A 23,397-nucleotide genomic window follows, 5' to 3' on the forward strand; every position below is an offset into this window, starting at 1 on the left:
TCGAAGGAATAAGCATGATTAAGCAAGTTAGCAAATGGGTGGGGGTAGCGGCAGTCGCCCTGGCAGCCAGCACCAGCGTGCAGGCACAAAACGTCACGCTGCGTTTTTCCAACTGGTTGCCACCCACCCATCCCATGGTGACCGAGATGTTGAATCCCTGGGCCAAGGATGTGGAACAGGCCACGGAAGGACGGGTGAAGATTCAGGTTCTGCCGCCCCTGGGCACCCCTGCTTCGCACTACGACCTGGTGCGCAATGGCGTGGCGGACATGACGATTGGTGTGCACTCCTATACCCCGGAGCGTTTCAAGCTGACGGAAATGGTGGAGCTGCCCATGACGGCCGAGAACGCTCAGGTGAATTCGCTGGCCTACTGGCGCACCTACCAGAAGTACTTCATGGGCAAGAACGAGCACGCCGGTACCAAGTTACTGGGCGCGTGGGTTCCTGGTTCGTACCAGTTGTGGACCGCTGCCAAGGTAGACAGCCTGGACAAGCTGGATGGCACCAAGATCCGTATTCCCGGTGTGCTGGTGGAGCGTATCGCCAAGCTGTTGGGGCTGGTGTCGATTTCCTCAACGCTGACCGAAGCCTATGACCAGATTTCGCGCGGCATTATTGATGGCATGTTCCAGAACTACACCACAGTGATCGACTTCAATCTGGCGCGCTTTATGCCGAACCTGTTCGTCCTGCCCGGTGGTTTCTCCGCTTCCAGCCAGTTCATGGTGGTTAACGAGCGCAGCTGGCAGCGTATTAGCGAGGCCGACCGTGCCGCGATTGATGCCTTGTCGGGTGAAGCTCTGGTCAAACGTTTCTCGGGTATCTGGCAAAAGAACAATATGGCGGCTTTTGATCGCTTGAGCGCTGAAGGCATCAAGGTGCACCGCATTGAAGGCGAGCAGCTGGAAGCCATGAAGACCAAGCTGGCGGTGATTGAGCAGCAATGGTTGAGCGAAGCCAAGGGTGTGGAGGCTCAGGAAGCGCTGAACTTCTACCGTGCCGAGCTGGATCGCGTAGCGGCCGAACTGGGCGTTCCCAAGGACTAAACCCGTCATGACACAGCATCTGGAAAGTGAGTACAACGCCAGTTGGCATGTGCCCGATCACAAGGAGATTGTGGCCTCGTGGTCGGGGTTGGCCGAGCAGTTTCGGGCTGGTTCGCGTCATGAAGCCAATCAGCCTTACGGCCCGGAAACGCGTAATGTCATGGACATTCACTTTCCGGTTGTGGAGCGCTCGGATGTGGCGGTGCTGATGTTCATTCATGGTGGTTATTGGCAATCCATGGACCAGCGTCGTTTCAGCCATCTGGCACAAGGCAGCGTGGATAACGGCCTGATTACGGTATTGCCCACCTATACCTTGTGCCCGCAGGCGAGCGTGGCGCAGATTATTGATGAACTGCGCCTGGCTTGTGCGACGGTCTGGCGACGTTTCAAGCGCCCGATCGTGGTGGCAGGCCACTCGGCAGGAGGGCATCTGGCAGCCTGTCTGCTGGCCACCGACTGGCCTGGTTTTGCGCCGGATTTGCCTGGCGATATATTGCAGGCGGGCCTGGGCTTGTCCGGCCTGTATGACCTGGAACCGCTGACGCATATCGGCATTAATGATGCCTTGCAGCTCAATGCTCAAACCGCCCGAGCCTCCAGCCCCTTGTTTTGGCCTGCCCCTGCACATGGCCAGCCTTTCGAGGCCTGGGTAGGGGGGGATGAAACCTCGGAGTTTCATCGTCAAAGCCAGGAACTGGCCAAGGCCTGGTCCAGGCAAGGAGTGGATGCGGTGTACCGCAGCCTGCCGGGAACAAATCACTACAACGTGATCGCGGCCTTGGCTGATAAAGAATCCGTACTGTCAGCGCGTCTGGTTGCGCTGGCAAGGAATTGAGTTATCTCTGTCTTTCGTTAGGCAAACCACTTTTACCGGGCCTTTGGCCCGGTTTTTTTGTACCTGCTTCTTAGCAGTCTCGAGTTGGGTCTTGTTGTTCAGGACTGTGTTCCAGCCTAGGGGTGACATTCATGTCACGCTGAGCCGTGACATGCCAAGTACTTGGCGAAGATACTGATGTTTCGGATATGGGTAGTGTGCAGAGGGCATCATGGCCTTTGTACAAGTGCCCAAGTTTTTGCCTTCTTCTACTATTGCTTTGTATTCGTCTATAAACGAAAATGACTCAATATCGTATTAAACATTACTTAACGGCTGGTACGCAGGAGGATGTGTACATGAAGTGGCTTGGCCGTTTACGTGATCGGAAAACTCAGGTGGCCTTGATCCGACGTGCGAACCGGATGGAACATGGCAATTTTGGCGATCACAGGTTTTGTCGAGACGGTGTTTGGGAGCTTCGCCTGGATGTAGGGCCAGGGCTGCGTGTCTATTACGCTCAAGCCGGACAGCGGATTGTGCTGTTGCTGTGTGGTGGCAGCAAACGAACGCAGCAGGCGGATATTGATCGGGCGCTTATTTATTGGCAGGACAGGCAGGAGAGAAAAGACCATGAGAAGCAGGTCACATGATGAGGCTATGGCCGATCTGTATCGCAGTGATCCGGCCTTGGCATTAGAGACTATCAATCAGATTTTGGAGGACGGGGATCAGGCCGAACTCCTGATCGTGTTGCGTCAATTGGCACAGGCTTTTGGTGGTGTGCAGGCAGTTGCTGAGCAGGCGCAGTTAAATCCGACGCAGCTTTACAGGACCTTGTCCCCCAAGGGGAATCCGGCCTTGAGCAGCCTGACGGCCATTTTGAAGGCAATGGGCCTGCGTCTTGCGGTGCAGCCTTTGTAGGCTTCTGGCGGATCATGATTTAGCATGACATTTCCCACCTTGGCCTCCTTGTGATTCAAAGCCACTTATGACTGAAAACACCCCTGATACTCGCCCTGTGTACAGAGCGGCCTGCCATTGCGGAGCCGTTCGTTTCAATGTGAAGCTGACCGATGGTCTGCGTTCCGCACGCCGTTGCAATTGCTCGTATTGCCGCATGCGCGGGGCGGTGGCGGTGTCGGCTAACCTGGCAGATATTCAGGTGGAGCAAGGGCAGGATGCCTTGACGCTTTATCAATTCAACACCGGGCAGGCCCGGCATTATTTCTGTTCGCATTGCGGGATTTATACCTTCCATCAGCGCCGCTCCAACCCGGAGCAGTATGGTGTGAATGTGGCCTGTATTGAAGGCATGAGCCCCTTCGATTTTGAGGAAGTGCCGGTTAATGAAGGCCGCAGTCATCCCAAGGATCGATCGGGTGGTGGCAGTGTGATTGCCGGCTGGCTGCGCTATAAGGCTAATCCGGAGGCGCAGGACGACTGACGTTGCCTGCCTGCTTTGTGCTGCGATCAATAAGAAATACCTTCAGGCTGCACCTTCGGCTTGTAGCCACCCGCCGAGGAACGTTTTTACATGGGGTGCTACGCCTTGGGAACGGCCCGGTGGTTAAAAAAACGCCCCTTACGACTAGCGCAGAGGGGCGTATAAAAACAGATATCGCGGAACAGAATCGCGTATCTACGGAAAAACAGTACAGCGAGTCAGGGTGTGGCCCCCGAAGGGGCGTCCCGCTTTAGAACTTGTGGTTGAAGGCCACGTACAGCTGTGTGGCGCGTGCGTCTGGCAGGAAGGTCAGGTTCTGCGCATAGCCGCCGTATACGTACACCATGGTGCGTTTGGACAGGTCGTACTGGTAACCCACCGAGTACACGTGCTGACGTTTGGTTTGCGCATTGGGGCCGGTAATGCTCTCTGGCAAGCTGCGTGGATCAGCCATGTTCCAGCCCAGCGAGAAGCGTCCACCGGCCAGGGGTGTGGTCACCCCAAAGGAGTAGGAGTTGATCCGCAGGCCCGGTACCGCAGCAAAGGATGGCAAGGGGTTGGTGACGTTGCTCAGGCCAAAGACCTGGGTAGCAAACAGACCGTCACGGGTTTGACCGATACCGGCGAAAACTTTGACCACATCAAAGTCGTAGCTGGCCGCACCCGCCCAGGCGCTGACACGGGTGGAGTCGGCAGCAGGACGTGCGCCGCTGGCAGACTGTTTATTGATGTGCAGTTGGTCGTACACCAGAGCGGCACTCAAGGGGCCGTTGTTGTAGCGCAGGCCGGTGGTCACTGCACGGATATTGCTGTCCTTGCTGTTGGTGCCGTCCGGGCGCTCGCTATCCCAGTGCTGCTTGCCGTTGATGTTGAAGGAATAGCCAATACCGAACTGAAAGCCGTTCAGCGTGGGCGATTGGTATTGGATCTGGTTGTCGTAACGCACCGTGTTGGCCACGCTGAAGGTCGATCCAAAGCCCACAATCCCGCCACCGCCACCCAAGGGGTGAGCCATGCTGAAGTATTCGGTAGGCATATTGTTCTTCAGGCCGAAATCCACCTGGCCCCAGTCCTCGCCTGCCAGACCCAGTGTGGCCTGACGGCCGAACAGGCGACCACCCTGAATGGATTGGCCGGTAGGCACATCAAAGCCGCTTTCCAGCACAAACTTGGCTTGCAGCCCGTTGCCCAGATCTTCCGTGCCACGGATACCCCAGCGGCTGCCAAAGTGCACCCCGCTGTTGGGGCCCAGACGCGAGGTCTTGAACTCGGTAGCATCGGTTCGGTCCCGGCTGTAGCTGCTATTGCCTTTGTTCATGTCGTAGCCAACACCCGTGTCCAGAATCCCGTACAGGGTGATGGATGCGTGGGCTGCCGAGCTGGCCATCAGTAAAAACAGGGCCGTACTGACCGCGGTTTTATTTCTTGTTTTCAATTCCTCTTCTCCTTCGTGGTAGATAAAAAAAGCGTGCAGCAATCCCCCTACCGCAAGTGATGCAGCAAGAAACAGGCGCAACAAAGCAGGCAGGGCAAAGTGCCTGCGCCGTGTACCAGCGAAGGGGGTGTGGGGCGAGTACCGGCGGTACTCGCGGCAGGGGTCTTAGATCAGTTCAAGATCGACCAAAGTTTGGCGTATGACGTCTATCTCGGTGTCCTCGACCTCCAGAATGGGGCGGCGTACATAGGGCTGCACGGGTACGCCGCGCATCTTGAATGCAACTTTCAGCACCGAGGGCGAAGAGCCGTAGCGGCCGATCAGCTCGGGGGTGTACCAGCGTTGCAGAATCTGTATGTCTTTCTGGCCGCAGGCGCGGGCAGCGTCTATATCGCCGCGCCAGATGTGGTTGTAAAAATCAGGCTGATAACGGCCCAACACGCCGCCTGCGCCAATCGTGCCGTCGCCATCCACACTTTGCAGCAGGGACAGGCCGTGCTCGTCCATGCGAAAGCCGTACACACGGACCTTGTCTTTCAGGCGGAACAGCGTCTTGATGAACTGTTCAATGCTGGGGCTGGATTGCTTGATGCCGACGACACCATCGATATCGCTCAGTTGCTCCAGCAAATCCACCGACAAATCGATTCCGGTCCCGGCAGGCCAGTTGTAAATCACGATAGGCAAGGTGATTTCTTTGGCAATCTGCTGGTAAAAGGCCAGGATTTCCTTGTCGTTGGGGCGTACATACGGGGGCGGTGCAATCACGACCCCTTCATAGCCCAGTGCCTGAGCCTCTTGAGCAAGAGCGACCACTTCGGCGGGTGTGTAGCCGGTACAGCCCGCCAGCAACGGCAGCTTGCCGCGCATGGCGTCGGCACTGGCGCGGAACAGCTCTACCCGTTCCTGGTTGGACAGGCTGGTCCATTCACTGGTGGTGCCGCCTACAAACAGACCGTGCATGCCCTCGGCATGCAGCCATTCCAGCATGCTGTGCAGTGCCGGTACATCCAGCTGTCGTGCTTCATCAAAAGGGGTGATGGTGGTCGGGATGTAGCCCTTCCAGTTCACCCGGTGTTTCTTGCTCATGTGTGTCACTTGTATGGGTTGAAGAAAAGAGGAGGCCTCTGGCTCAGGGCAGACGTGCCGTGGCTTCGATCTCGACCAGCATGTCTGGCAGCGCCAGATTGGCGACTCCCAGCAAGGTGTTGGCAGCCGGTTCGGCCCCCTCGTAAAACTCGTTGATCAGTGCGCAGATCGGGCCCAGCTCTTCAGGTGTGTGGCCGACCAGATAGGTGCGCAAACGCACGACATCGCGCGGGCTGGCACCGGCTTCTTTCAGGACGGTTTTCAGGTTCTGCAAAGCCTGGCGGGTTTGTGCGATGCGATCGCCTGCGCCCACTAACTGCCCTTCACCATTCCAGGCGACTTGTCCGGCCAGATGCACGGTGCGGCTGTTGTCCTGCACGACCGCGTGCGAAAAACCGAAGTTGGTGCTGTTGTAGAGCGATGCCGGATTCACGCACTCACGGCCCTGGGGGGCGTTCAGTGGCGCACTGCGCTGTACCAGCTCAAAAATATTGCCCCAGGGGTCGGTGAAGTATTGAAACTGGGCTCCCGCAGTGGGGCCCGAATCGAAGGCGATTCGATCCAGCACTGTGCAGCCGTGCTGTTCAAGTTGTGCAACCGCCTGATCCAGATCGGCCACCAGAAAACCCAGGTGATGTGCACCCACATGATTGGACTTCAGGGCCTTTTGGGTGTCGCTGGCAGGTTGTGCGTAGGAAAACAGCTCGATATGAAAGCCATTGGGCAGGACCATAAAGGCCAGTTCCAGCTTGGCATCGGGGACGTCCAGGTGAGCGTGGGTCCAGTCTTTGCCTTGAGCAGAACGGGGCAGATCGGCACTGTTGATGGGCCCCAGACGGTAGAGCTGGCGGGCACCAAACAGGCGTTCATAAAAAGCAATGGCCGCATCCAGATCGGGTACGGTCCAGGCGGCGTGATCAATTTGTTCAATAGCCAATGGCAAAACAGGCGATGTCATGAAGTCTCCGTTTGTGCCCGTACAGGGGCTGTATACAAGATTGTGCAATAAAACTGCACATAATTTACGGTATAAATAATACTTTAGGCCTGTAGTTTTTTGTTGAAAAACTGGGCTACGTATTTTCCCTAGGTAAATTATTGTTTATAAACAATGGCTTGTGATTTATGTTTGTGACGTCCATATCGATGTTACGTGTAAAGTACTTGTGCACACGTGTAAAGTCTGGAAGAATTCAGCACTGAAACTGCACGGTTTGTGCAGTTTCAGAACATGCATTTGCACACCATTAGGCTGCCTCTCTTACCCTATAATTCGTGAAGTTCGGCTACACATAACTACACGAACATAGGACTTCAGAATGATAGGCAAACGACTTCATGAGCTGCGCGTGGCCAAGGGTCTGTCCCTGCGGGAGTTGGGGCAGATGGTCAAGCTCTCGCCCACGCTGCTCAGTCAGGTAGAACGCGGTGTCACCACACCCAGTTTGACGACCCTGCGCAAGCTCAGCGGGATCTTTGGGGAATCCATGTCTTCCTTGTTCATGGATACCAGCAAGGGGCCGTCGGTATGGATCAGCCGCCCGGGTGAACGCATGTTGCTGCGTGGCCCGCGTGGGGGCGTCGTCTATGAACGGCTCACCCGGGGCAATGGCGAGATGGAAGTGTTCCGGGCTGTTTACGAAGTCGGTCAACAGTCCATGGACGATATGTCGCACCCGTCCCTGGAAAGTGTCTATGTAGTCCGGGGTGTCATTACTGCAGAGATTGATAAGGTAAGTTTTGACGTCAAAGCTGGTGAGAACATCAGCTTTGATGCACGCCAAAGCCACCGTTACCTGAACCGGGGAACGGAGGAAGCGGAAATCATCATGTCGATTACCCCGCCCGTCCCCTGATTTGTCTTGATCCGGGGCGAACGGTGTACCGCATCACTACACTATGAGCCCCAAGCCTGATTCTCTTTCCCCCCTACCTGCCTGTGCCCCTGGCACCCTGCCCACCCGGACGGATGTCCTGATCATTGGCGGCGGGCTGCTGGGCTGCGCCGCTGCCTATTACCTGAGCCTGGCGGGTGTGCCCGTGACCTTGATCGAACAAGGTGAGCTGGGCCTGCAGGCATCCAGCCAGAACGCGGGCAGCCTGCATTTCCAGATGGAATACCGCATGATCGAGGCGGGCCTGGAGGCCAGCAAACGCGCCTTGCAAGCCATGCCCTTGCATGTGGACGCCATTGCCCGCTGGCGGGCTTTGGAAGATCAGTTGGGTGTGTCGGTGGGTGTGCGCCAGAAAGGCGGCTTCATGCTGGCAGAAACGGCTCAGCAAGCCCAGGTTCTGGAACAAAAAAGCCGTCTGGAAAACCAGGCTGGTCTGCAGGTCGAGCTGCTGGACCGGGCCGCTTTACAAGTCAAAGCGCCCTATTTGTCGGACTCCGTGCTGATGGGGGCTTTTTGTGCTGATGAAGGCAAAGCCGACCCGCGTCGCGCCAGTCTGGCCCTGGCCGCCGCCGCACGTGCTCTGGGGGCACAGATCGTCAGCCAATGCCAGGTTGTGGACTTGAAGCGTGTGGGTTCTGACTGGCATGCCCAAGTGCTCAGTGGCGAGCAATGCCGCAGCAAGCAGGTTCTGATTGCTGCCGGTGTCTGGTCCGGGCGTATTGCGCAAATGACCGGTTCGCAGTTACCCGTCAGCCCGATTGCCCTGACCATGACGGCCACTGCGCGCACCGCCCCCTTCATGGATTACCTGTTCCAGCACGTAGGGCGACGCCTGTCCTTGAAGCAAACCGCAGAAGGTACGGTGCTGATTGGCGGCGGCTGGCCTTCCACACTGCATCACCGTAATGGGATCGCGGATCTGGAACGCAAACCCAGCCTGAACCTGGATTCTTTGCAACGCAGCGTGCATACCGCCTGCAGCGTGGTTCCTCAATTGGCCTCCTTGCCTGTCTTGCGCTCCTGGACCGGGGTGACCTCTCTGGTGGCGGACCAACTGCCTTTGCTGGGTCAGGTGCCGCACCGTCCTGGTTTGTTCATTGCTACCGGCGGAGCCGCCTTCACCCTGGGTTTGACCTACGCCCATTTGCTGGTGGCGCAGATGCTGGGCCAGCCTCCCAGCCTGGATATTTCTGCCTACGACCCTGATCGTTTTAGGAGTTTGACCTTTGCCTGACGCACAACGCTTGCTGCACAAACGCCAGCGCTTCGAGCCTGCCGTGGTGACTATCAATGGTCATGAGACAGCCTGTTATCTTGGTGAAACCGTGGCGACAGTCTTGCTGGCGGCCGGTGTCGGTGCCTTTCGCCGTACCGCTAGTGGCGCGCCCCGTCGTCCGGTGTGCAATATGGGCGTGTGCTTTGACTGCATTGTGACCATTGACGGTATGCAGGGGCAGCGCAGTTGCATGACCACGGTGCGTAGCGGCATGCAGATCGAGGTAGCCGACCATGTCTGACATTCTGGATTTATTGATTGTGGGGGCAGGTCCGGCAGGACTGTCTGCGGCCCGTATTGCCAGCTCACAGGGTTTAAGCGTGACCGTGGTGGACGAGCAACCGCGCTTTGGTGGGCAGGTGTTCAGGCAGGCACCCGAGGAGTTTGCAGCGGCGGATCCGGACTCCATGCACACCTATCCTTTTTCACACCGCTTGTTTGAATGGGCGCGTGGCACCACGGCCGTGCAGTGGCATTTCAGTACCCTGGTGTGGGGGATTTTTGACGACCCGCAGAATGAACATGTGCGTCAGATCGGCACTGCTGGCCCACAGGGTGCTTCCGTGCTGAAAGCTCGCCGGGTGTTGATTGCGACCGGGGCCTATGACTTGCCCGTGGCCTTTCCGGGTTGGACCTTGCCGGGCGTGCTGAGCGCCGGTGGAGTGCAAACCATGATCAAGAGTCAAAGCCTGATGCCGGGACAGCGTTTCCTGCTGGTGGGCGGCCATCCCTTGCTGCTTCTGGTTGCTGAGTTGTTGCTGGATGCCGGTGCACAGATTGCCGAAGTTGCCATTGCCCGCAGCTTGCCGTCCATGAAGGAAATGCTGCGCGCTACGCGTGCCCTGCCAGGACAGTCCAGGCTGGTTAAACAACTGCTGACGATCTTGTTGAAACTGCGTCGTCATGGCGTGCCTTTGCGCTTTGCTACGGGTATAGAGCGTGCTCATGGGGACGAGTCCGTTCAGGCTGCCACGCTATGTAACGTCGGTCAAAACTGGCACGCCATGGCGGGCACACAAAGACGTGTAGAGGCAGATACGGTGGTCGTGGGTTATGGCCTGCTCGCCAGTACGGAATTGGCGCGTCAGGCTGGCTGCGCTGTTCGGTGGGACAGTGCCGCTGGCGGCTGGCTGGTGCAGCATGATGACAGGCTGCGCAGTACCCAGTCAGGCGTGCTGGTTGCTGGAGAGCAGACGGGCATTGCAGGGGCATTCAATGCTCATCTGCAAGGTGAACTAGCCGCGTGGCAATGTGTGCTGGAGTTGCAGCAGCCAGCTGCCGTGACAGAGATAGAAAAAACCATTGCCGACCTGCAACTGCGCCTGGGTCGTAATCGTCGTTTTACCGACACTGTTATTGCCTTGTCGGCCCCCAAGCTGGAGGCACTGACCCAGGCAATCACTCCGGATACGGTGGTGTGCCGCTGCGAGGAAGTCACGGCACAGGAGGTGAATCAGTTTCTGGATGCCCATCCTTATGTGGCGGACATTAACAGCATCAAACTGGCCTGCCGTACCGGAATGGGGATGTGCCAGGGACGCTATTGCCAACACACCGTGGCGCAGATGCTGGCCAGTCGTTTGGGCAGGGGTATGGATCAAGTGGGAATTTACAAGGCTCAAGCGCCTGTGAAGCCTGTGCCGGTCGCGGTGTTGGCGAATATGAAATAAGCGGCCTGCTTATTTTTCTTGCCGATCCCAGTCATAAGCCAGTGTTTGGCCGGCCTGAAATTGCTGTACGCAGTCCTGGTGGTAGCGGGTATTCATGGATACGGCCTGAGACAGGGCCTCCAGGTTGGACAGTGCTCCATAGTTCATGTCGAAGCTTAGGTTGAGAAGACGTTTGCTCAGTGCCAGGGCTTCGGGTGGACCTTCCAGCAGGCGGCGAGCGAATGCAAGCGTAGCCGTGGGCAAGTGTTCGGAAGGATGGACGGCATGGACCAAGCCCAACCGCCTTGCCTGGGCTGCCGTCAGGCTGCGGCCTGTCAGCAGCAGGTCGCGGGCGACTGACAGGCCCACCATGCGCGGGAGCAGATAGTGCGCGCCAAAATCTGCGACGGCCCCAACGCGGGGGAAAGACATGCGAAAGCGACTGCGTGCACTGCACAGAATGAAATCCGCGTGCAAGGCCAGGCTGAATCCCGCACCGGCTGCAGCCCCGTCTACAGACGCTATCAGCAGTGCATCCAGTTCCAGCAATTGGCGTAGCCAGGAGCTGCTGTGATCCAGCCGCTGGCGTGTGGCCATGGGGGAGCTGGCTTGTGGATCGGCATGCCGTTGTGCCATCTCGTGAATATTGCCGCCCGAACAAAAGGCACCTTCGGAGCCTTGCAGGATCAAGACCCGTATCTGCGGGTTGGCTCGAACCTGCTCCAGCATCCGCATGTAGTCCTTGCGCAGTGACTCGGACATGGCATTGCGGGAGGCAGGATGTTGATGCGTGAAGATGGCGATACCTTCCTCAATATGCAGGCTGGAGACTTCAAGGTGGGCAGACATCAGGGCTCCTTGGGCGTGTACTGAGCCATGCTTTGCAAGCGAGCCCAGGCGGTGTCCATGCCTTTGACCAGGCCCGTCATTTGCTCGGCAATAGTTGTCAATTCCTGAATACCGAAAATGCTTTGGCCTGCAGCCTCGTAAATCAGATCCTGATTGTTGTGCTGATGAATGGAGGCAAATACATCGCCTGTCAGAACCTGTTGCAAGGGCATATTCAAAGGAGTGGGTGCGTCCGCTGTGGCCCAGGCGTCAATCCACTCGCTACGGATGACACGACATGGTTTGCCGCTGTGCGCACGAGAGATGACGGTGTCTTCGCTGTCTCCCTGGATCAAGCGTTTCAGCAGGGCCGGTGGCGTGTGATTTTCCTTGGCGGCCATCCAGAGGGTGCCCAGCCAGCCTCCTTGTGCTCCCATCCCTATGCAGCCCAGAATTTGTGCGCCGGTAGCGATGCCCCCCGCAGCCAGAACGGGTGTGCTGCCTGCGACGGCAATAATCTGTGGCAGCAGCGCCATGGTGCCGATCGGTCCGGTGTGTCCGCCCGCGTCATAGCCTTGGGCTACCAGTACATCCACACCCAGTGCCATGGCCTTGTGGGCGTGGCGTACTGAACCGACCAGGGACATCGTCACTTTGCCTCGCGCGCGGGTTGCCTGAATCAATTCGGGCCGTATGCCAATGGCGGTGGCGACAGCGCTGGCCTTGGAGTTCAGCACGGCCTGGATCTGCGCCTCAAAAAAAGCCTCTGAGCGCACATGGCTGGTAAAGAAGCTGGGCTGTGTGGGTGCTTCTATCTTGAAGCGCTGACGCAGGGACTCCACAAATTCCAGATGCTCATTGGGCAGGCTGGCACGCATGCTTTCGGGGTCTGCCTGGGCGGGGACCTTACTCGGCAGCATCAAGTCGATGCCATAGGGCAGCCCGTTCAGAGCCTGTTCGACCTTGGTGATGATGGCCGGAATGTCGTCCGGTGCATCCCGCCCCAGGCCTAAAACAGGGAAACCCCCTGCCTGGGCAATTGCCACCACCACATCGGGTTCATGAGAAAACCCGAAGATGGGGTGAGCAATATTCAGGGTGTCACACAGGGGAGTACGCAGCAGACTCATATCAATTGTTCTCGATATTGGCTTGCTTGATGACCTGGGCCCATTTGCTCTGTTCAGCGGCAACAAACTCGTCGAACTCCTGGGGCGATTGCGGGTTCAGCTCCATACCCAGCATATTGAATTTCTCCTGTACGTCGGGCATGGCCAGAATGGCCTGCATATCGCTGTAGAGTTGATTCACAATCTCGTCTGGTGTTGCTTTCGGAGCGACCAGGCCAAACCACGTCCCGATGGAGTAGTTGGGCAAATTGGCGGATTCCGCCACGGTGGGCAGGTCGGGCAAGGCTTTGGCGCGCTCGCTGGTGGTCACAGCCAAGGCGCGCAGCTTGCCCGCTTTGACATGTTGCATGGCCAGGGCTGCCGTCAAAGGCATCAGGTCCACGCGCCCACCCAGCAGATCGTTCAAGGCATCGCTTTGCCCTTTGTAGGGGATGTGCGTCAGGGGAATCTGGGCTTCTTGAGCCAGCAATTCGCCAGACAGGTGGTTGGATGTGCCTATACCTGCAGTCGAGTATGTCAGTGGTGGATCTTTCTTTTTGGCCAGCTCGATCAGCTGTGCCATGTTCTGTGCCGGCACACTGGGGTGCACCACAATCACATTGGGGACAATCCCAAAGCCAGCAATAGCGCGAAAACTCTCTACCGGGTCCCAGGTGACACGGGGTTGCAAGCTGGTGGTGACGGCATGGCTGGGGCTGACCAGCAGCAAGGTATAGCCATCAGCTGGGGCGCGCGCCGCGTAGTCCGTACCGATAGCGCCTCCCGCGCCGGTGCGGTTTTCCACGATTACCGTTTGTCCGTGCTGCTTGGTTAGTTTTTCCCCCACCAGGCGGGCTACGGAATCCACAATACCGCCGGCCGAAAACGGGACGACGATTTTGATGGGTTTGTCGGGGTAGGCAGCGTGGGCGGCGGCCAATGGGGCTGCCGTGAGCAGGCAGGCAAGGGGCAGGTGCAGGAATCGCATATTGTCTCCGGATTTATTATGGTGTGGGTCTGGCGCGGTGTTCAGGCCCGTGCCAGGGTCTGCTTGGCGATGTTGGCGATATGAATCTGGCTGGTGCCTTCATAAAGACGGAATACACGTACGTCTCGATAAAAGCGTTCAGCAACGTTGTCGGCGATATAGCCGCTGCCACCAAAAAGCTGCACGGCCCGGTCGGCGACGCGACCGCACATCTCAGAGGCGAACAATTTGCACATGGATGCTTCCAGGGTGATGTCCTGGCCAGCGTCCCGTTTGCGGGCAGTCTCCAGGACCAGCGCTCTTGCGGCATAGGCTTCGGTATTGCTTTGGGCAATCATTTGCTGCACCAGCTGGAACTGGGCGATGTCCTGACCGAATTGCTGACGGGTGCGGGCATGGCGCACCATTTCGTCAACCAATCGCAATGCGGGGCCCACGCACAGGCCCGCCAGATTGATGCGCTGCTTGTTCAACGCTTTCATGGCGGTGCGAAAACCCTGCCCTTCCAGGCCGCCGATAATCGCGTCTTTATGGACACGTACCTTGTCCAGCACGACCTCACCCACGGGCGAGCCATGCTGACCCATCTTGCTGTAGGCCGGGGGCGTGTGCAGCCCTGGAGTGCCGCGTTCGATCAGGAAAGCGGAGATGCCGCGAGAGCCTGTGGAGTCGGGGTCGGTGCGGGCAAACACAGTGAACAAATCGGCAATGGGCGCATTGGTGATAAAGCACTTTTTTCCGGTGATTTCGAAGTAGTCCCCGTCCCGTACTGCGACCGTTTTTTGAGCGGTGGCGTCCGAGCCTGCATCGGGCTCTGTCAGCGCAAAGCAGCCGGTTACTTCTCCGGAGGCTAATAGGGGCAGATAGCGCCTCTTTTGGTCTTCAGTTCCATCCACGACCAACGACTCGGACGCGATGCCGGTATTGCCCCCAAAGCGGGCCCGAAAAGCGGCAGATACCTGGGAGACTTCGATATTGACCAAGGCCAACTCTTCGGTTGTCAGACCGGCGCCGCCGTAGGCTTGGGGAATGCTGTGGCCAAACAGCCCAAGCTCTCGCATGCCCTGCACCACGCTTTCGGGGATCTGGTCGTTCTTGTCCACCAGGGCTTCCAATGGCAGGCATTCAGCGTGGAGGAACTCGCGCACTTCATGTAGCAAGGCATCGAGTCGGGCGGCATCACGTATCATGGATTTCTCCGAAAAAAGGGGGTGTCAGTGCAGGCCCTGGGCCAGTTCCAGTTGCAGTACGGCCGACTTCAGCTGTGGCAATACGTCTTGTGTCAGATAGCCTTTGCGCGCCTGATGGGCAGCAATGGTGCAGTTCATGGCGACGGGTGATTCACCGGGTATGCGGCGCACCGGCAATGCGATGGCATGGATATCGACATGCCAGTCACCTTTGGACAGGCAATAGCCTTCACGTTTGTAGCGTTGCTCGTCGTCGGTCCATAGCTTCTGGTGGCTCTCGAAGGCGTGTGGATCGTGAATGCGCAGGTAGTTCAGAATGGCGGTGCGTTCGGCCATGGGATGAGCCAGGATCAAGGCGCGTCCAATAGCGCTGGGCAGCAGCGGGCGTGAAGTGCCTATGTCGGGTAGATGATGGTTGGCCGTATCCGCACGCACCGAGTCGATGTAGATCACATTGCCCCGGTCCCGAATACCCAGGTTGACCGTGCAGCTCGTGCTGCGTGCCAGGGCTTCCATGATGGGTTTGGCCGACTGGCGGATCTGCATGCTGGCCAGTAGCGGATGGCCCAGCGAGAGCACGCCCGGCCCTAGCCGGTACTTCTGGCGCTGCGGGTCCCGATCCAGATAACCGAGCAGGGTCAGGGTGTAGGTCAGGCGGGAAATGGTTGGTTTGGGCAGGCCCGTTCGTTCGGCAATCTCGCGATTGCCCAGCCATGGAGTGTGTACGGTGAAGCAGCGCAATACCTCCATGCCGCGCGCCAGATTCATGGCGAACTGGCGGTCGGACGAGAGGTCATGCGGGTTGACCAAACCGGGCAAAGTAATGGTGTTCACGTGGCAGATTCTCCGAACAGGTGGACTTATGATTCGTTCTCCAAAAGGTGGAGTCAACGATTCGGACAGACTGTTTCGCTGTGCGAAATCCTATATTGCCCGAGTGGATAGGCTGGGTCATAAATGGTGCTCTTCATCACTTTTTGATCCGGACAACCATGAACCAAAATGACTCCCATACCGGCTCGCTTGCTGGGGTGCGTATTCTTGATATGGCCACAGTTCTTGCGGCTCCCAGCGGGGCGACACTGTGTGCGGATCATGGGGCGCAGGTGGTCAAGCTGGAGCTTCCCAATGGCAGTGATGCCTTGCGTCACATGCAGCCGGTCAAGGATGGGCAGCCCTTGTGGTGGAAGGTGGCCAATCGCGGCAAGAAGGGCATCACCCTGGATGTACGCAAGCCACGCGGCAGGGAAATTTTCCTGGAGCTGATTGCGGGTTTTGATGTGCTGGTCGAGAACTTTCGTACCGGCAGCCTGGATCGCTGGGGTTTGGATATCGAGACTTTGCATCGCATCAATCCACGTCTGATCGTGGTGCGTCTGACGGGCTTTGGGCAGACGGGGCCTTATCGCCAGCGGGCCGGCTTTGCGCGGGTATTTGAAGCGATGAGCGGCTTTACCAATTTGACGGGTATGCCCGATGGCCCGCCGTTGCATGGCAATTTCCCCTTTGGGGATTCGATCGCTGGTGTGTTCTGTGCCTTTGCCATTGCTGCGGAAATTGCGCGCTTGCGCGCCGATCCGCAAGCCAGGGGTGTGGAGGTGGATCTGGCCGCTACAGAGGCCCTTTTCCGTCTGTTTGACCCTTTGGCGGTCGAGCATGAACAGTTGGGCCAGGTCCGGCATGCCGTGGGCAACCGTACGACCTATACGGCTCCGTCCAATATGTACTGCAGCCAGGACGGGGTGTATTTCACTGTGGTCGCTTCATCGCAGGCGGTGTATGAGCGGCTTTGTCAGGCGCTCGGGCACCCCGAATGGATAGAGGACCCGCGCTTTGATACTTTGCCTCATCGTGTCCAGCATATGCAGGCGCTCGATAGCGAGTTGGAACGCCGCTTCACCGGGCTGAGTTTTGACCGGGTCAGTGCCCTGCTGGACCAGTTCCAGGTGCCGTTCAGCAAGGTTTACGATATTGAGGACATCAAGGCTGATGCGCATTTTCAGTCGCGGCAGATGATCATTCGTTTGGCCGATCCGGAGTACGGCAGCCTGCCCGCGCCTTGTGTTGTGCCCAGAGTGGTAGGCCGTGCGATGCCCGTGCCTCACACCGGGCCAGCGGTGGGGGAACATAACGCCGAGATTTATGCCTCCTTGGGCTTGGATACCGGGGCCTTGGCCGAACTGCGTGCACAAGGCGTCATTTAAAAAAGGAGTAGGCGATGCATGGCAAGGACTTTCAGGCCTTAGTAACGCGACAGAACGGCGAGACGGTCAGTAACGCCTTGGAGTGGCGCTCTCCAGTCAGCCTGTCGCCAGGAGAGGTCCGGATACGCACGGCCTATGCCGGTGTGAATTACAAGGATTGTCTGGCTATTCAAGGGCTGGCACGCATCATTCGGGACTTCCCGCGTGTGGGTGGCATAGAGGCGGTTGGCCAGATTATTGAGTCGGCCAATTCCTCCTTTGCCGTGGGCGATCCGGTTATGGCCCATGGATTTGATATGGGCATTTCCCAGGACGGCGGCTTTGCACAGCAATTGCATGTGTCGGGTGACCATGTGCAGAAAATCCCGTCAGGGCTGTCCTTGCGGGAAGCGGCTGTTTTGGGCGTACCGGGGTTTACGGTGGGTTTGGCCCTGGACAGGTTCGAGGCTCAGGGGTTGACGCCACAATCGGGCCCTGTGGCGGTATCAGGGGCGAATGGCGCGGTAGGCATGTTGACCATTGCTCTATTGGCGCAGGCGGGCTACGAGGTCGTGGCTTTGACACGGCGTACTGAGTTGGCCCCCGCTTTGCAGCAACTGGGTGCCAGCGAGGTGCTGGATACCGCGATCACACAGTCCAATCGTCCTTTGGAGACCGCCCGGTTTGCGGCGGCCATCGACAATGTGGGTGGGGCGGTGCTGTCCTGGCTGCTTCGGTCGATGAGCGACTCTGGTCAGATTGCCTCGGTGGGTAATGCGGCAGGCAATACGTTTGAAGGCAGTGTGTTGCCTTTCTTCGTGCGGCGTGTGCAGATCTTTGGGGTGCTGGCCAATGCGCCGTGGGAGCAACGCTACCGTGTCTGGAATCGATTGGCGACAGAATGGCGTCCCGACTTTGCCCTATTGGAACCGTATGTGCATGTCGTCGAATTGGCGGATGTCCCTGATCTGGTGCAACGCCAATTGGAGGGTGCCGCACATGGTCGCAGTCTGGTCGCCTACGGAGACGTCCTATGAATCAGGTGCTGGCAGGGGTACGGGTTCTGGAGATGGAGGCTATTGGGCCGGTGCCTTGGGCAGGGATGATTCTGGCGGACCTGGGGGCTACCGTGGTTCGTATTGCCAGGCCAGAACCAGCTGATATGGGGATCGTGCGTGATCCTCGTTTTGAAGTCACGACACGAGGCAAACAGCGGGAAACAGTGGATTTGAAGTCTGCTGCCGGACGCGCCAGGGTGCTGGAACTGGCCGCAGAGGCCGATGTGTTGATAGAGGGAATGCGCCCCGGAGTGATGGAACGTCTTGGACTGGGTCCGCAGGATTGCTGGCAACACAATCCGGCACTGGTGTATGGCCGGATTACGGGCTGGGGCCAGTCCGGGCCTTTGGCCAGCACGGTGGGCCATGACATCAACTATCTGGCCTTGAGTGGTGTGTTGCATGCTATCGGCCCGGCAGACGGTGCGCCGGCGGTACCCTTGAACCTGATCGGGGATTTTGGTGCGGGCGGCATGTTGCTGCTGGTCGGCGTTCTGGCCGCTTTAATGCAGGCTCGTAGTACCGGCAAAGGGCAGCTTGTGGATGCCGCCATGGTGGATGGGGCCTTGTTGATGTTAGCCCCGATTTTGGGTCGTTGGCAGGCAGGGCAATGGCAGGATCAGCGTGCCAGCAATCTGCTTGATGGAGGAGCACCCTTCTATTCGACTTACCAGACGGCTGATCATAAAGCAGTGGCGGTGGGTGCGATTGAGCCGCGTTTTTACAAGGCCTTGCTTGACGGTCTTGGTCTGGATTCGGACAGCCTTCCCCAGCAACATGATCAGAGCGCCTGGCCCGTAATGAAAGAACGATTTGCCGAGATTTTCGGGCGATATCCCAGGGCTCATTGGGAAGCGGTGTTTGCCGGGACAGAAGCGTGCGTGACACCGGTACTTTCCTTGGCGGAAACCGTGACACATCCTCACTTTGTCGAGCGTGGCAGTTTTGTACGTTCGGATGGGGTGGTCCAGCCGGCTGCGGCTCCCCGGTTTTCCTGCTGACAGACCAGAAATAGTTGTCGTAAAAAAAAAGCCCCTGAACAAGGGGCGTTTTTTGTGGCTTTGCCTGGATTCAGACCGGTTGTTCCAATATCTCCTGCAGGCGGGTCAGCAGCTTGTCGCTGGCGTTGTGCATATGCCGTTCGCAGATGGCAAGGGCGCCCGCTTCGTCGCCCGACGCAATGGCCGCAGCCAGTTCTTCATGTTCGTCCCAGATGGACAGACGCTGTTCTGCCGATTGCAGTACCGCCCCCATGACACGCCGCAGGTGTACCCAATGAACCTGTGCACTCTCGGCGATCATGGGGTTGCCCGACGCTTCGTAAATTGCTTTGTGAAAGGCTTCGTCGGCTTCGATCATGGCGCGTACGTCATGACCACGAGCAACCTTGCGGCCCAGACGGATCAGGTCCGGGTCCAGTACGGCACTTTGACGTGCCGCCAGCTTGGTTGCCAACGCTTCCAAGGCACCCCGCACCTGGTACAGATGCCCGATATGTTCCAGATCCAGCGGGGCCACCATGACGCCCCGCCCTTCGGCGTCTTGCAGCAATCCATCTTTTTTCAGGAGCTGGATGGCTTGCAGCACGGGCGAACGTGACACTTTGAGCTGCTCGGCAATGTCTTCCTGAGTGATTCGCGAGCCGGGGGCCAGGGAGCCGTCGCTGATGGCATCGAGCAGGATGCGGTAGACCTCGTCTACATAGTGTGGACGGGCCTGCAACTTACCGGAAAGCTTGGCATGCATGAGGTCTGGAACTCCGCTACAAACAAAAAACAAGTTAAGGCCGCAGCCTGACTGCGGCCCTGGGTTTACATCAGGGCGTGGTCCGCATGGATTGCAAGAGCGCCGCCATGGGGTCCTGGTCTGACGTCGCTTGTACCTCGAACGGGTTGCTTAGCGGGTCGTCTGCCTGTATTGCTCCTGGGCTGAGCATGGGGGCGGGACGGTTCAGCTGGAGCAGGATTTCTTCATCGCTCAGGCTGACTGTCTTGTGCAAGCCTCCCGTTACCAGTTGCGGATAGGCGATGACGATTCCTACCACCAGCAATTGTAGTACGACGAAGTAGGCTGAGCCCTTCCAGATCTGCTGGGTACGAACCCTTGGAATAGTTTGCTGGCTAACCGAATCCACATAGTCGGACCGGGGTGCCACGCTGCGCAAATACAACAAGGCAAAACCGAACGGGGGTGTCAGAAAGGAGGTTTGCAGGACCAGAGCAATCACGATACCGAACCAGATCAGATCAATGCCCAGGCTGTTGGCGACGGGTGCCAGTAAGGGCACCACAATGAATGCAATTTCAAAAAAGTCCAGAAACATGCCCAGCACAAAGATGATGGCGCTGACGGCAATGACAAAACCCAGTTCGCCGCCGGGAATGGCATCAAACAGGTGCTCTACCCACAGGTGGCCGTCTGCGGCACTGAATGTGAAGCTGAAGACGGTGGAGCCGATCAGGATGAACATCACGAAAATGGCCAGCTTGGCGGTATTTTCCAGAGCTTGATTGAGCAAGGACCAGTTCAGGCGTTTGCGTATCAAGGCCAGTATCAGCGCGCCAATTGCACCCATGGCCCCGCCCTCTGTTGGGGTGGCAATTCCCAGGAAGATGGTGCCCAGTACCAGAAAGATCAGGATGACTGGGGGGATCAGGGCAAAGACAAAGCGTTCAGCCAGCTGCGAGAGCAGTCCCCAGCCTGTCACGCGATTTACCGTCGCAAACAGCAGCGCACTCATGGAGGCGACAACCAGGGCGGTGATGGCCACTTGATCCGTGGGGGCCTGAGCCGGCTGGGAAAAGACCTGGGCCATCACTTCGTTGTGCAGGCCTGCCCAGGTAAACCCGATGAAGGCGCATAGCAGGACCAACATGCCCAGCGACCGTCGTCCGCTTGCACCAGTGGCTGTCACCTGACTTCTGGCCTGTTCTGGCAGTGCTGGCATCCAGGAGGGGCGGAACAAGGCCAGAACAATGACGAACGTAATGTAGATCACCAGCAGCAAGAGACCAGGGCCCAGTGCTGCTGCGTACATGTCTCCGACTGAGCGGCCCAATTGATCGGCCATCACAATCAGGACCAGAGACGGCGGCAACGCCTGTACCAGAGCACCTGAGGCGGTGATGACGCCCGTAGCAATTTCCGGTTTGTAGCCGTAGCGCAGCATGACGGGCAAGGAGATCAGGCCCATGGAGATCACTACCGCCGATGTGACGCCGGTGGAGGCGGCCAGAAGGGCCCCTACCAGGACAACCGAAACGGCCAGGCCACCACGGACAGCACCAAAGAGCTGGCCCATGGTTTCAAGCAGGTCTTCTGCCATGCCCGACCGTTCCAGGATGATGCCCATTAGCGTGAAAAAGGGGATGGCCAGCATGGTTTCGTTTTGCATGATGCCAAAGATGCGCAGCGGTAAAACCTGGAACAGATTGGTCGGAAACAGGTCCAGTGCAATGCCTAGTACGCCAAACACCAGGCCGGTGGCGGCCAGCCCGAAGGCCACAGGAAAGCCGGTCAGCAAGAGCACGATCAGGCTCAGGAACATGATGGGGACGAAGTAGTCCGTGATAAAGGTGGCAATCATCGTGCGCCCTCCTGTGCGGTCGATAGCGCTTGGGCGGGCACATGAATAGGCGTGTCCTGGGCATTATCTTCAGCAATGCAGTCCGGCCCTTTGCCTGTCAGGAACAGGATACGTTTGACTAGCTCGGCCAAGCCCTGGAGCAACAGCAGGCTAAAGCCGGCAGGAATCAGCAGATAGGCGGGCCAGCGCACCAGCCCGCCGGCATTGCCGGACATTTCACCCGAATGCCAGGCGGCGGTGAAAAATCCCCAGCTCAGGTTGATGACAAAAATACAGAACGGGATCAGGACGACAACAATCCCGGCGATGTCGACCAGGTTGCGTCCCCGCGCCTTCAGGCGGGTGGAAACAAAGTCGATACGAACATGGCTGTTATGCAGAAATGCGTAGCCTCCTCCCAAGAGAAAGACAGCCGCATACAGGTACCACTGAGCTTCCAGCATGCCGTTGGAGCTCAGGTCAAAGGCCTTGCGAGTGATGGCGTTGCTGGCGCTCAGAATGGTGGTGGCCAGCAATAGCCATTTGATGATGAATCCGATACAGCGGTTCAGGTGGTCTATTCCCCCCACCATGGTTTTCAATGCAGTCATTTTTGTCTCCGCGAATATTGTTGTGTTCGTCGTTGTGCTGCCGGGGAGTGTTTGATGGCGGCCGTGTGCCAGCCGCGTTGTAGCAGGTGCTGTGGTGACTCCTTGGGCCATGAGCGTGCCCGAAGTAAATGGGGTGTGCCCTGGCGGGAGCCAGGACCAGGAGATGGCCTTACAGGTCCAGAACCAGTACGCCCGAGCGTGCGCGTGAAACGCAGGCGGTCAGGCAATGGCTTTGCTCGTCGGGACTGAGGATGTAGTCCTGGTGATCAACCTCCCCTTGCAGGTAGTTGACGCGGCATGTGCCACACAGGCCCGATACGCAGGAGGTGGCAATAGGCACACCGGCTTGCGTCAAGGCATCGCTCAGGGATTGCTCGGGAGCAACCTCAATGCACTGGCCGGTACTGGCAATTTGCGCCACGAAGGCACCGGGAGGCAGGGTATTGGCATTAGGGGCAGGTTCAGGTGCCTTGAAGTGTTCGCAATGCACGGAACCGACAGGCCAGTGCGAGCTGGCTTGGGCACAGGCTTGCATGAAGCCGGCCGGGCCGCAGTAATACACGTGGGTGCCTTCAGCTGCATTGGCAAGCAAGTCCTGCAGGTTCAGACCTTGTGCGGGATTGCCGTTGTCCAGATGCAGATGCAGGCGGCCTTGCTCTTGCCATGTGAGCAGTTCGGAGCCAAAGGCGGCCGTGTCGTGGCTGCGAGTACAGTAGTGCAATTCAAAGGGCTGGCCCTGTGATTCCAGAAAGTGGGCCATCGCCTTGATGGGGGTGATGCCTATCCCCCCGGCCAGCAAGATGGAGCGGCGTGCGTTCGGGTCCAGTCGGAAATGATTTCGGGGCGTGCTGACGGTGACTTGCTGCTGGACCTGCAAGGCGTCGTGCAAGGTGCGTGAACCGCCTCGTCCATTGGCATCGCGCAGGACAGCAATGACGTAACGATGACGCTCATGAGGCGGGTTGCACAGCGAGTATTGGCGGATCAGGCCGGGTTGAATATGTACGTCTATATGGGCACCGGCCTCGAAGGCGGGTAACTCGCCACCCTGAGGACAGCTGAGTTCATAAGAATTGATGCCTTGTGCTTCGTAGCGGATTTGCCGGATCCGCAGAGACAGCAGCCCGTCCGGGTTGGTAGCCGCCTGGACGGGAGTGGCGGGTTCTGCAATGGTGTTCATGGCGCTCTCCATATGGGGCACCCGCCCC

At 58.1% G+C, this 23,397-nt stretch carries 24 protein-coding genes; 12 read left to right on the forward strand and 12 right to left on the reverse strand.

What is annotated here, in order from left to right; genetic code table 11:
• Nucleotides 1-14 precede the first annotated feature (14 nt).
• From CPY64_RS17670 to CPY64_RS17690, 5 genes are all read left to right on the forward strand, one after another.
• Complete coding sequence (locus CPY64_RS17670) at nucleotides 15-1,049, forward strand: TRAP transporter substrate-binding protein (protein WP_051316312.1); 1,035 nt, start codon at nucleotides 15-17, stop codon at nucleotides 1,047-1,049.
• 7 nt (nucleotides 1,050-1,056) lie between these two features.
• The gene (locus tag CPY64_RS17675) at nucleotides 1,057-1,887 is read left to right on the forward strand and encodes an alpha/beta hydrolase (RefSeq protein ID WP_042485088.1); all 831 of its coding nucleotides are present in this window, start codon (nucleotides 1,057-1,059) and stop codon (nucleotides 1,885-1,887) included.
• Nucleotides 1,888-2,225: 338 nt separating this feature from the next.
• Nucleotides 2,226-2,519, forward strand: a complete 294-nt coding sequence (locus CPY64_RS17680; RefSeq protein ID WP_455768288.1) for a type II toxin-antitoxin system RelE/ParE family toxin — start codon at nucleotides 2,226-2,228, stop codon at nucleotides 2,517-2,519.
• Entirely contained in the window at nucleotides 2,500-2,790 is a 291-nt protein-coding gene (locus CPY64_RS17685) for a helix-turn-helix domain-containing transcriptional regulator (protein WP_042485083.1), read from the forward strand. Before CPY64_RS17680 ends, CPY64_RS17685 begins: the two co-directional genes overlap by 20 nt.
• Before the next feature lie 67 nt (nucleotides 2,791-2,857).
• Nucleotides 2,858-3,313: a GFA family protein gene (locus tag CPY64_RS17690; protein WP_042485080.1), complete on the forward strand. Its 456-nt coding sequence runs from the start codon at nucleotides 2,858-2,860 to the stop codon at nucleotides 3,311-3,313.
• A gap of 250 nt (nucleotides 3,314-3,563) precedes the next feature.
• Here the strand turns inward: CPY64_RS17690 and CPY64_RS17695 are convergent, their stop codons facing one another.
• The 3 genes from CPY64_RS17695 to CPY64_RS19225 form a co-directional block, all read right to left on the reverse strand.
• Nucleotides 3,564-4,748, reverse strand: coding sequence for a porin (locus CPY64_RS17695; protein ID WP_123794695.1), 1,185 nt, complete (start codon nucleotides 4,746-4,748; stop codon nucleotides 3,564-3,566).
• Nucleotides 4,749-4,913: 165 nt separating this feature from the next.
• Entirely contained in the window at nucleotides 4,914-5,837 is a 924-nt protein-coding gene (locus tag CPY64_RS17700; RefSeq protein WP_042485077.1) for a dihydrodipicolinate synthase family protein, read from the reverse strand.
• A gap of 43 nt (nucleotides 5,838-5,880) precedes the next feature.
• Nucleotides 5,881-6,795, reverse strand: a complete 915-nt coding sequence (locus CPY64_RS19225) for a Rid family hydrolase (protein WP_226791426.1) — start codon at nucleotides 6,793-6,795, stop codon at nucleotides 5,881-5,883.
• A 361-nt stretch (nucleotides 6,796-7,156) separates the two neighbouring features.
• On the opposite strand from CPY64_RS19225, the gene CPY64_RS17715 reads away from it, so the two are divergent.
• Genes CPY64_RS17715 through CPY64_RS17730 form a run of 4 tightly spaced genes read left to right on the forward strand, consistent with a single transcriptional unit; the run spans nucleotide 7,157 to nucleotide 10,678 of the window.
• Nucleotides 7,157-7,693, forward strand: coding sequence for a helix-turn-helix domain-containing protein (locus CPY64_RS17715; RefSeq protein WP_026483973.1), 537 nt, complete (start codon nucleotides 7,157-7,159; stop codon nucleotides 7,691-7,693).
• Nucleotides 7,694-7,736: 43 nt separating this feature from the next.
• The gene (locus CPY64_RS17720; RefSeq protein WP_080723757.1) at nucleotides 7,737-8,966 is read left to right on the forward strand and encodes an NAD(P)/FAD-dependent oxidoreductase; all 1,230 of its coding nucleotides are present in this window, start codon (nucleotides 7,737-7,739) and stop codon (nucleotides 8,964-8,966) included.
• Nucleotides 8,959-9,249 (forward strand): (2Fe-2S)-binding protein, encoded by a 291-nt coding sequence (locus CPY64_RS17725; protein WP_042485073.1) that lies wholly within the window; start codon nucleotides 8,959-8,961, stop codon nucleotides 9,247-9,249. Before CPY64_RS17720 ends, CPY64_RS17725 begins: the two co-directional genes overlap by 8 nt.
• Nucleotides 9,242-10,678, forward strand: coding sequence for an NAD(P)/FAD-dependent oxidoreductase (locus CPY64_RS17730; RefSeq protein WP_042485070.1), 1,437 nt, complete (start codon nucleotides 9,242-9,244; stop codon nucleotides 10,676-10,678). Before CPY64_RS17725 ends, CPY64_RS17730 begins: the two co-directional genes overlap by 8 nt.
• Before the next feature lie 9 nt (nucleotides 10,679-10,687).
• Here CPY64_RS17730 and CPY64_RS17735 read toward each other — a convergent pair whose 3' ends face one another.
• Genes CPY64_RS17735 through CPY64_RS17755 form a run of 5 tightly spaced genes read right to left on the reverse strand, consistent with a single transcriptional unit; the run spans nucleotide 10,688 to nucleotide 15,606 of the window.
• On the reverse strand, nucleotides 10,688-11,506 hold the full coding sequence (locus CPY64_RS17735) for an enoyl-CoA hydratase/isomerase family protein (RefSeq protein WP_042485067.1): 819 nt from the start codon (nucleotides 11,504-11,506) through the stop codon (nucleotides 10,688-10,690).
• Entirely contained in the window at nucleotides 11,506-12,615 is a 1,110-nt protein-coding gene (locus CPY64_RS17740; RefSeq protein ID WP_042485064.1) for a nitronate monooxygenase, read from the reverse strand. Before CPY64_RS17740 ends, CPY64_RS17735 begins: the two co-directional genes overlap by 1 nt.
• Before the next feature lies 1 nt (nucleotide 12,616).
• Nucleotides 12,617-13,582, reverse strand: a complete 966-nt coding sequence (locus CPY64_RS17745) for a tripartite tricarboxylate transporter substrate binding protein (RefSeq protein WP_042485060.1) — start codon at nucleotides 13,580-13,582, stop codon at nucleotides 12,617-12,619.
• 41 nt (nucleotides 13,583-13,623) lie between these two features.
• Nucleotides 13,624-14,772, reverse strand: a complete 1,149-nt coding sequence (locus CPY64_RS17750; protein WP_035269439.1) for an acyl-CoA dehydrogenase family protein — start codon at nucleotides 14,770-14,772, stop codon at nucleotides 13,624-13,626.
• Nucleotides 14,773-14,796: 24 nt separating this feature from the next.
• Nucleotides 14,797-15,606, reverse strand: coding sequence for an IclR family transcriptional regulator (locus tag CPY64_RS17755; RefSeq protein WP_042485057.1), 810 nt, complete (start codon nucleotides 15,604-15,606; stop codon nucleotides 14,797-14,799).
• A gap of 158 nt (nucleotides 15,607-15,764) precedes the next feature.
• On the opposite strand from CPY64_RS17755, the gene CPY64_RS17760 reads away from it, so the two are divergent.
• From CPY64_RS17760 to CPY64_RS17770, 3 genes are read left to right on the forward strand one after another with little or no spacing between them, the layout of a single operon-like run.
• On the forward strand, nucleotides 15,765-16,976 hold the full coding sequence (locus CPY64_RS17760) for a CaiB/BaiF CoA transferase family protein (protein ID WP_042485052.1): 1,212 nt from the start codon (nucleotides 15,765-15,767) through the stop codon (nucleotides 16,974-16,976).
• A 14-nt stretch (nucleotides 16,977-16,990) separates the two neighbouring features.
• Nucleotides 16,991-17,992, forward strand: coding sequence for a YhdH/YhfP family quinone oxidoreductase (locus CPY64_RS17765; RefSeq protein ID WP_042485049.1), 1,002 nt, complete (start codon nucleotides 16,991-16,993; stop codon nucleotides 17,990-17,992).
• Complete coding sequence (locus tag CPY64_RS17770; protein WP_042485047.1) at nucleotides 17,989-19,014, forward strand: CaiB/BaiF CoA transferase family protein; 1,026 nt, start codon at nucleotides 17,989-17,991, stop codon at nucleotides 19,012-19,014. Before CPY64_RS17765 ends, CPY64_RS17770 begins: the two co-directional genes overlap by 4 nt.
• Nucleotides 19,015-19,084: 70 nt before the next feature.
• On the opposite strand, the gene CPY64_RS17775 is transcribed toward CPY64_RS17770, so the two are convergent.
• The 4 genes from CPY64_RS17775 to CPY64_RS17790 form a co-directional block, all read right to left on the reverse strand.
• Nucleotides 19,085-19,759, reverse strand: coding sequence for a GntR family transcriptional regulator (locus CPY64_RS17775; RefSeq protein ID WP_042485044.1), 675 nt, complete (start codon nucleotides 19,757-19,759; stop codon nucleotides 19,085-19,087).
• A 70-nt stretch (nucleotides 19,760-19,829) separates the two neighbouring features.
• A complete protein-coding gene (locus CPY64_RS17780) occupies nucleotides 19,830-21,599 on the reverse strand; it encodes a TRAP transporter large permease (protein ID WP_042485041.1) in 1,770 nt (589 codons plus the stop codon).
• A complete protein-coding gene (locus CPY64_RS17785; RefSeq protein WP_042485037.1) occupies nucleotides 21,596-22,189 on the reverse strand; it encodes a TRAP transporter small permease subunit in 594 nt (197 codons plus the stop codon). Before CPY64_RS17785 ends, CPY64_RS17780 begins: the two co-directional genes overlap by 4 nt.
• Nucleotides 22,190-22,358: 169 nt before the next feature.
• Nucleotides 22,359-23,369, reverse strand: coding sequence for a PDR/VanB family oxidoreductase (locus CPY64_RS17790; protein WP_042485034.1), 1,011 nt, complete (start codon nucleotides 23,367-23,369; stop codon nucleotides 22,359-22,361).
• Nucleotides 23,370-23,397 lie beyond the last annotated feature (28 nt).

The organism is Alcaligenes faecalis, assembly GCF_002443155.1.
Classification (GTDB): Bacteria; Pseudomonadota; Gammaproteobacteria; order Burkholderiales; family Burkholderiaceae_B; genus Alcaligenes; species Alcaligenes faecalis.

What these genes read in the sequence shown, in the direction of transcription:
- CPY64_RS17670 (WP_051316312.1), top strand. Translation starts at nt 15, where the DNA reads ATGATTAAGCAAGTTAGCAAATGGGTGGGGGTAGCGGCAGTCGCCCTG.
- CPY64_RS17675 (WP_042485088.1), top strand. Translation starts at nt 1,057, where the DNA reads ATGACACAGCATCTGGAAAGTGAGTACAACGCCAGTTGGCATGTGCCC.
- CPY64_RS17680 (WP_455768288.1), top strand. Translation starts at nt 2,226, where the DNA reads ATGAAGTGGCTTGGCCGTTTACGTGATCGGAAAACTCAGGTGGCCTTG.
- CPY64_RS17685 (WP_042485083.1), top strand. Translation starts at nt 2,500, where the DNA reads ATGAGAAGCAGGTCACATGATGAGGCTATGGCCGATCTGTATCGCAGT.
- CPY64_RS17690 (WP_042485080.1), top strand. Translation starts at nt 2,858, where the DNA reads ATGACTGAAAACACCCCTGATACTCGCCCTGTGTACAGAGCGGCCTGC.
- CPY64_RS17700 (WP_042485077.1), bottom strand. Translation starts at nt 5,837, where the DNA reads ATGAGCAAGAAACACCGGGTGAACTGGAAGGGCTACATCCCGACCACC.
- CPY64_RS19225 (WP_226791426.1), bottom strand. Translation starts at nt 6,795, where the DNA reads ATGACATCGCCTGTTTTGCCATTGGCTATTGAACAAATTGATCACGCC.
- CPY64_RS17715 (WP_026483973.1), top strand. Translation starts at nt 7,157, where the DNA reads ATGATAGGCAAACGACTTCATGAGCTGCGCGTGGCCAAGGGTCTGTCC.
- CPY64_RS17720 (WP_080723757.1), top strand. Translation starts at nt 7,737, where the DNA reads ATGAGCCCCAAGCCTGATTCTCTTTCCCCCCTACCTGCCTGTGCCCCT.
- CPY64_RS17730 (WP_042485070.1), top strand. Translation starts at nt 9,242, where the DNA reads ATGTCTGACATTCTGGATTTATTGATTGTGGGGGCAGGTCCGGCAGGA.
- CPY64_RS17735 (WP_042485067.1), bottom strand. Translation starts at nt 11,506, where the DNA reads ATGTCTGCCCACCTTGAAGTCTCCAGCCTGCATATTGAGGAAGGTATC.
- CPY64_RS17740 (WP_042485064.1), bottom strand. Translation starts at nt 12,615, where the DNA reads ATGAGTCTGCTGCGTACTCCCCTGTGTGACACCCTGAATATTGCTCAC.
- CPY64_RS17745 (WP_042485060.1), bottom strand. Translation starts at nt 13,582, where the DNA reads ATGCGATTCCTGCACCTGCCCCTTGCCTGCCTGCTCACGGCAGCCCCA.
- CPY64_RS17750 (WP_035269439.1), bottom strand. Translation starts at nt 14,772, where the DNA reads ATGATACGTGATGCCGCCCGACTCGATGCCTTGCTACATGAAGTGCGC.
- CPY64_RS17760 (WP_042485052.1), top strand. Translation starts at nt 15,765, where the DNA reads ATGAACCAAAATGACTCCCATACCGGCTCGCTTGCTGGGGTGCGTATT.
- CPY64_RS17765 (WP_042485049.1), top strand. Translation starts at nt 16,991, where the DNA reads ATGCATGGCAAGGACTTTCAGGCCTTAGTAACGCGACAGAACGGCGAG.
- CPY64_RS17770 (WP_042485047.1), top strand. Translation starts at nt 17,989, where the DNA reads ATGAATCAGGTGCTGGCAGGGGTACGGGTTCTGGAGATGGAGGCTATT.
- CPY64_RS17775 (WP_042485044.1), bottom strand. Translation starts at nt 19,759, where the DNA reads ATGCATGCCAAGCTTTCCGGTAAGTTGCAGGCCCGTCCACACTATGTA.
- CPY64_RS17780 (WP_042485041.1), bottom strand. Translation starts at nt 21,599, where the DNA reads ATGATTGCCACCTTTATCACGGACTACTTCGTCCCCATCATGTTCCTG.
- CPY64_RS17785 (WP_042485037.1), bottom strand. Translation starts at nt 22,189, where the DNA reads ATGACTGCATTGAAAACCATGGTGGGGGGAATAGACCACCTGAACCGC.
- CPY64_RS17790 (WP_042485034.1), bottom strand. Translation starts at nt 23,369, where the DNA reads ATGAACACCATTGCAGAACCCGCCACTCCCGTCCAGGCGGCTACCAAC.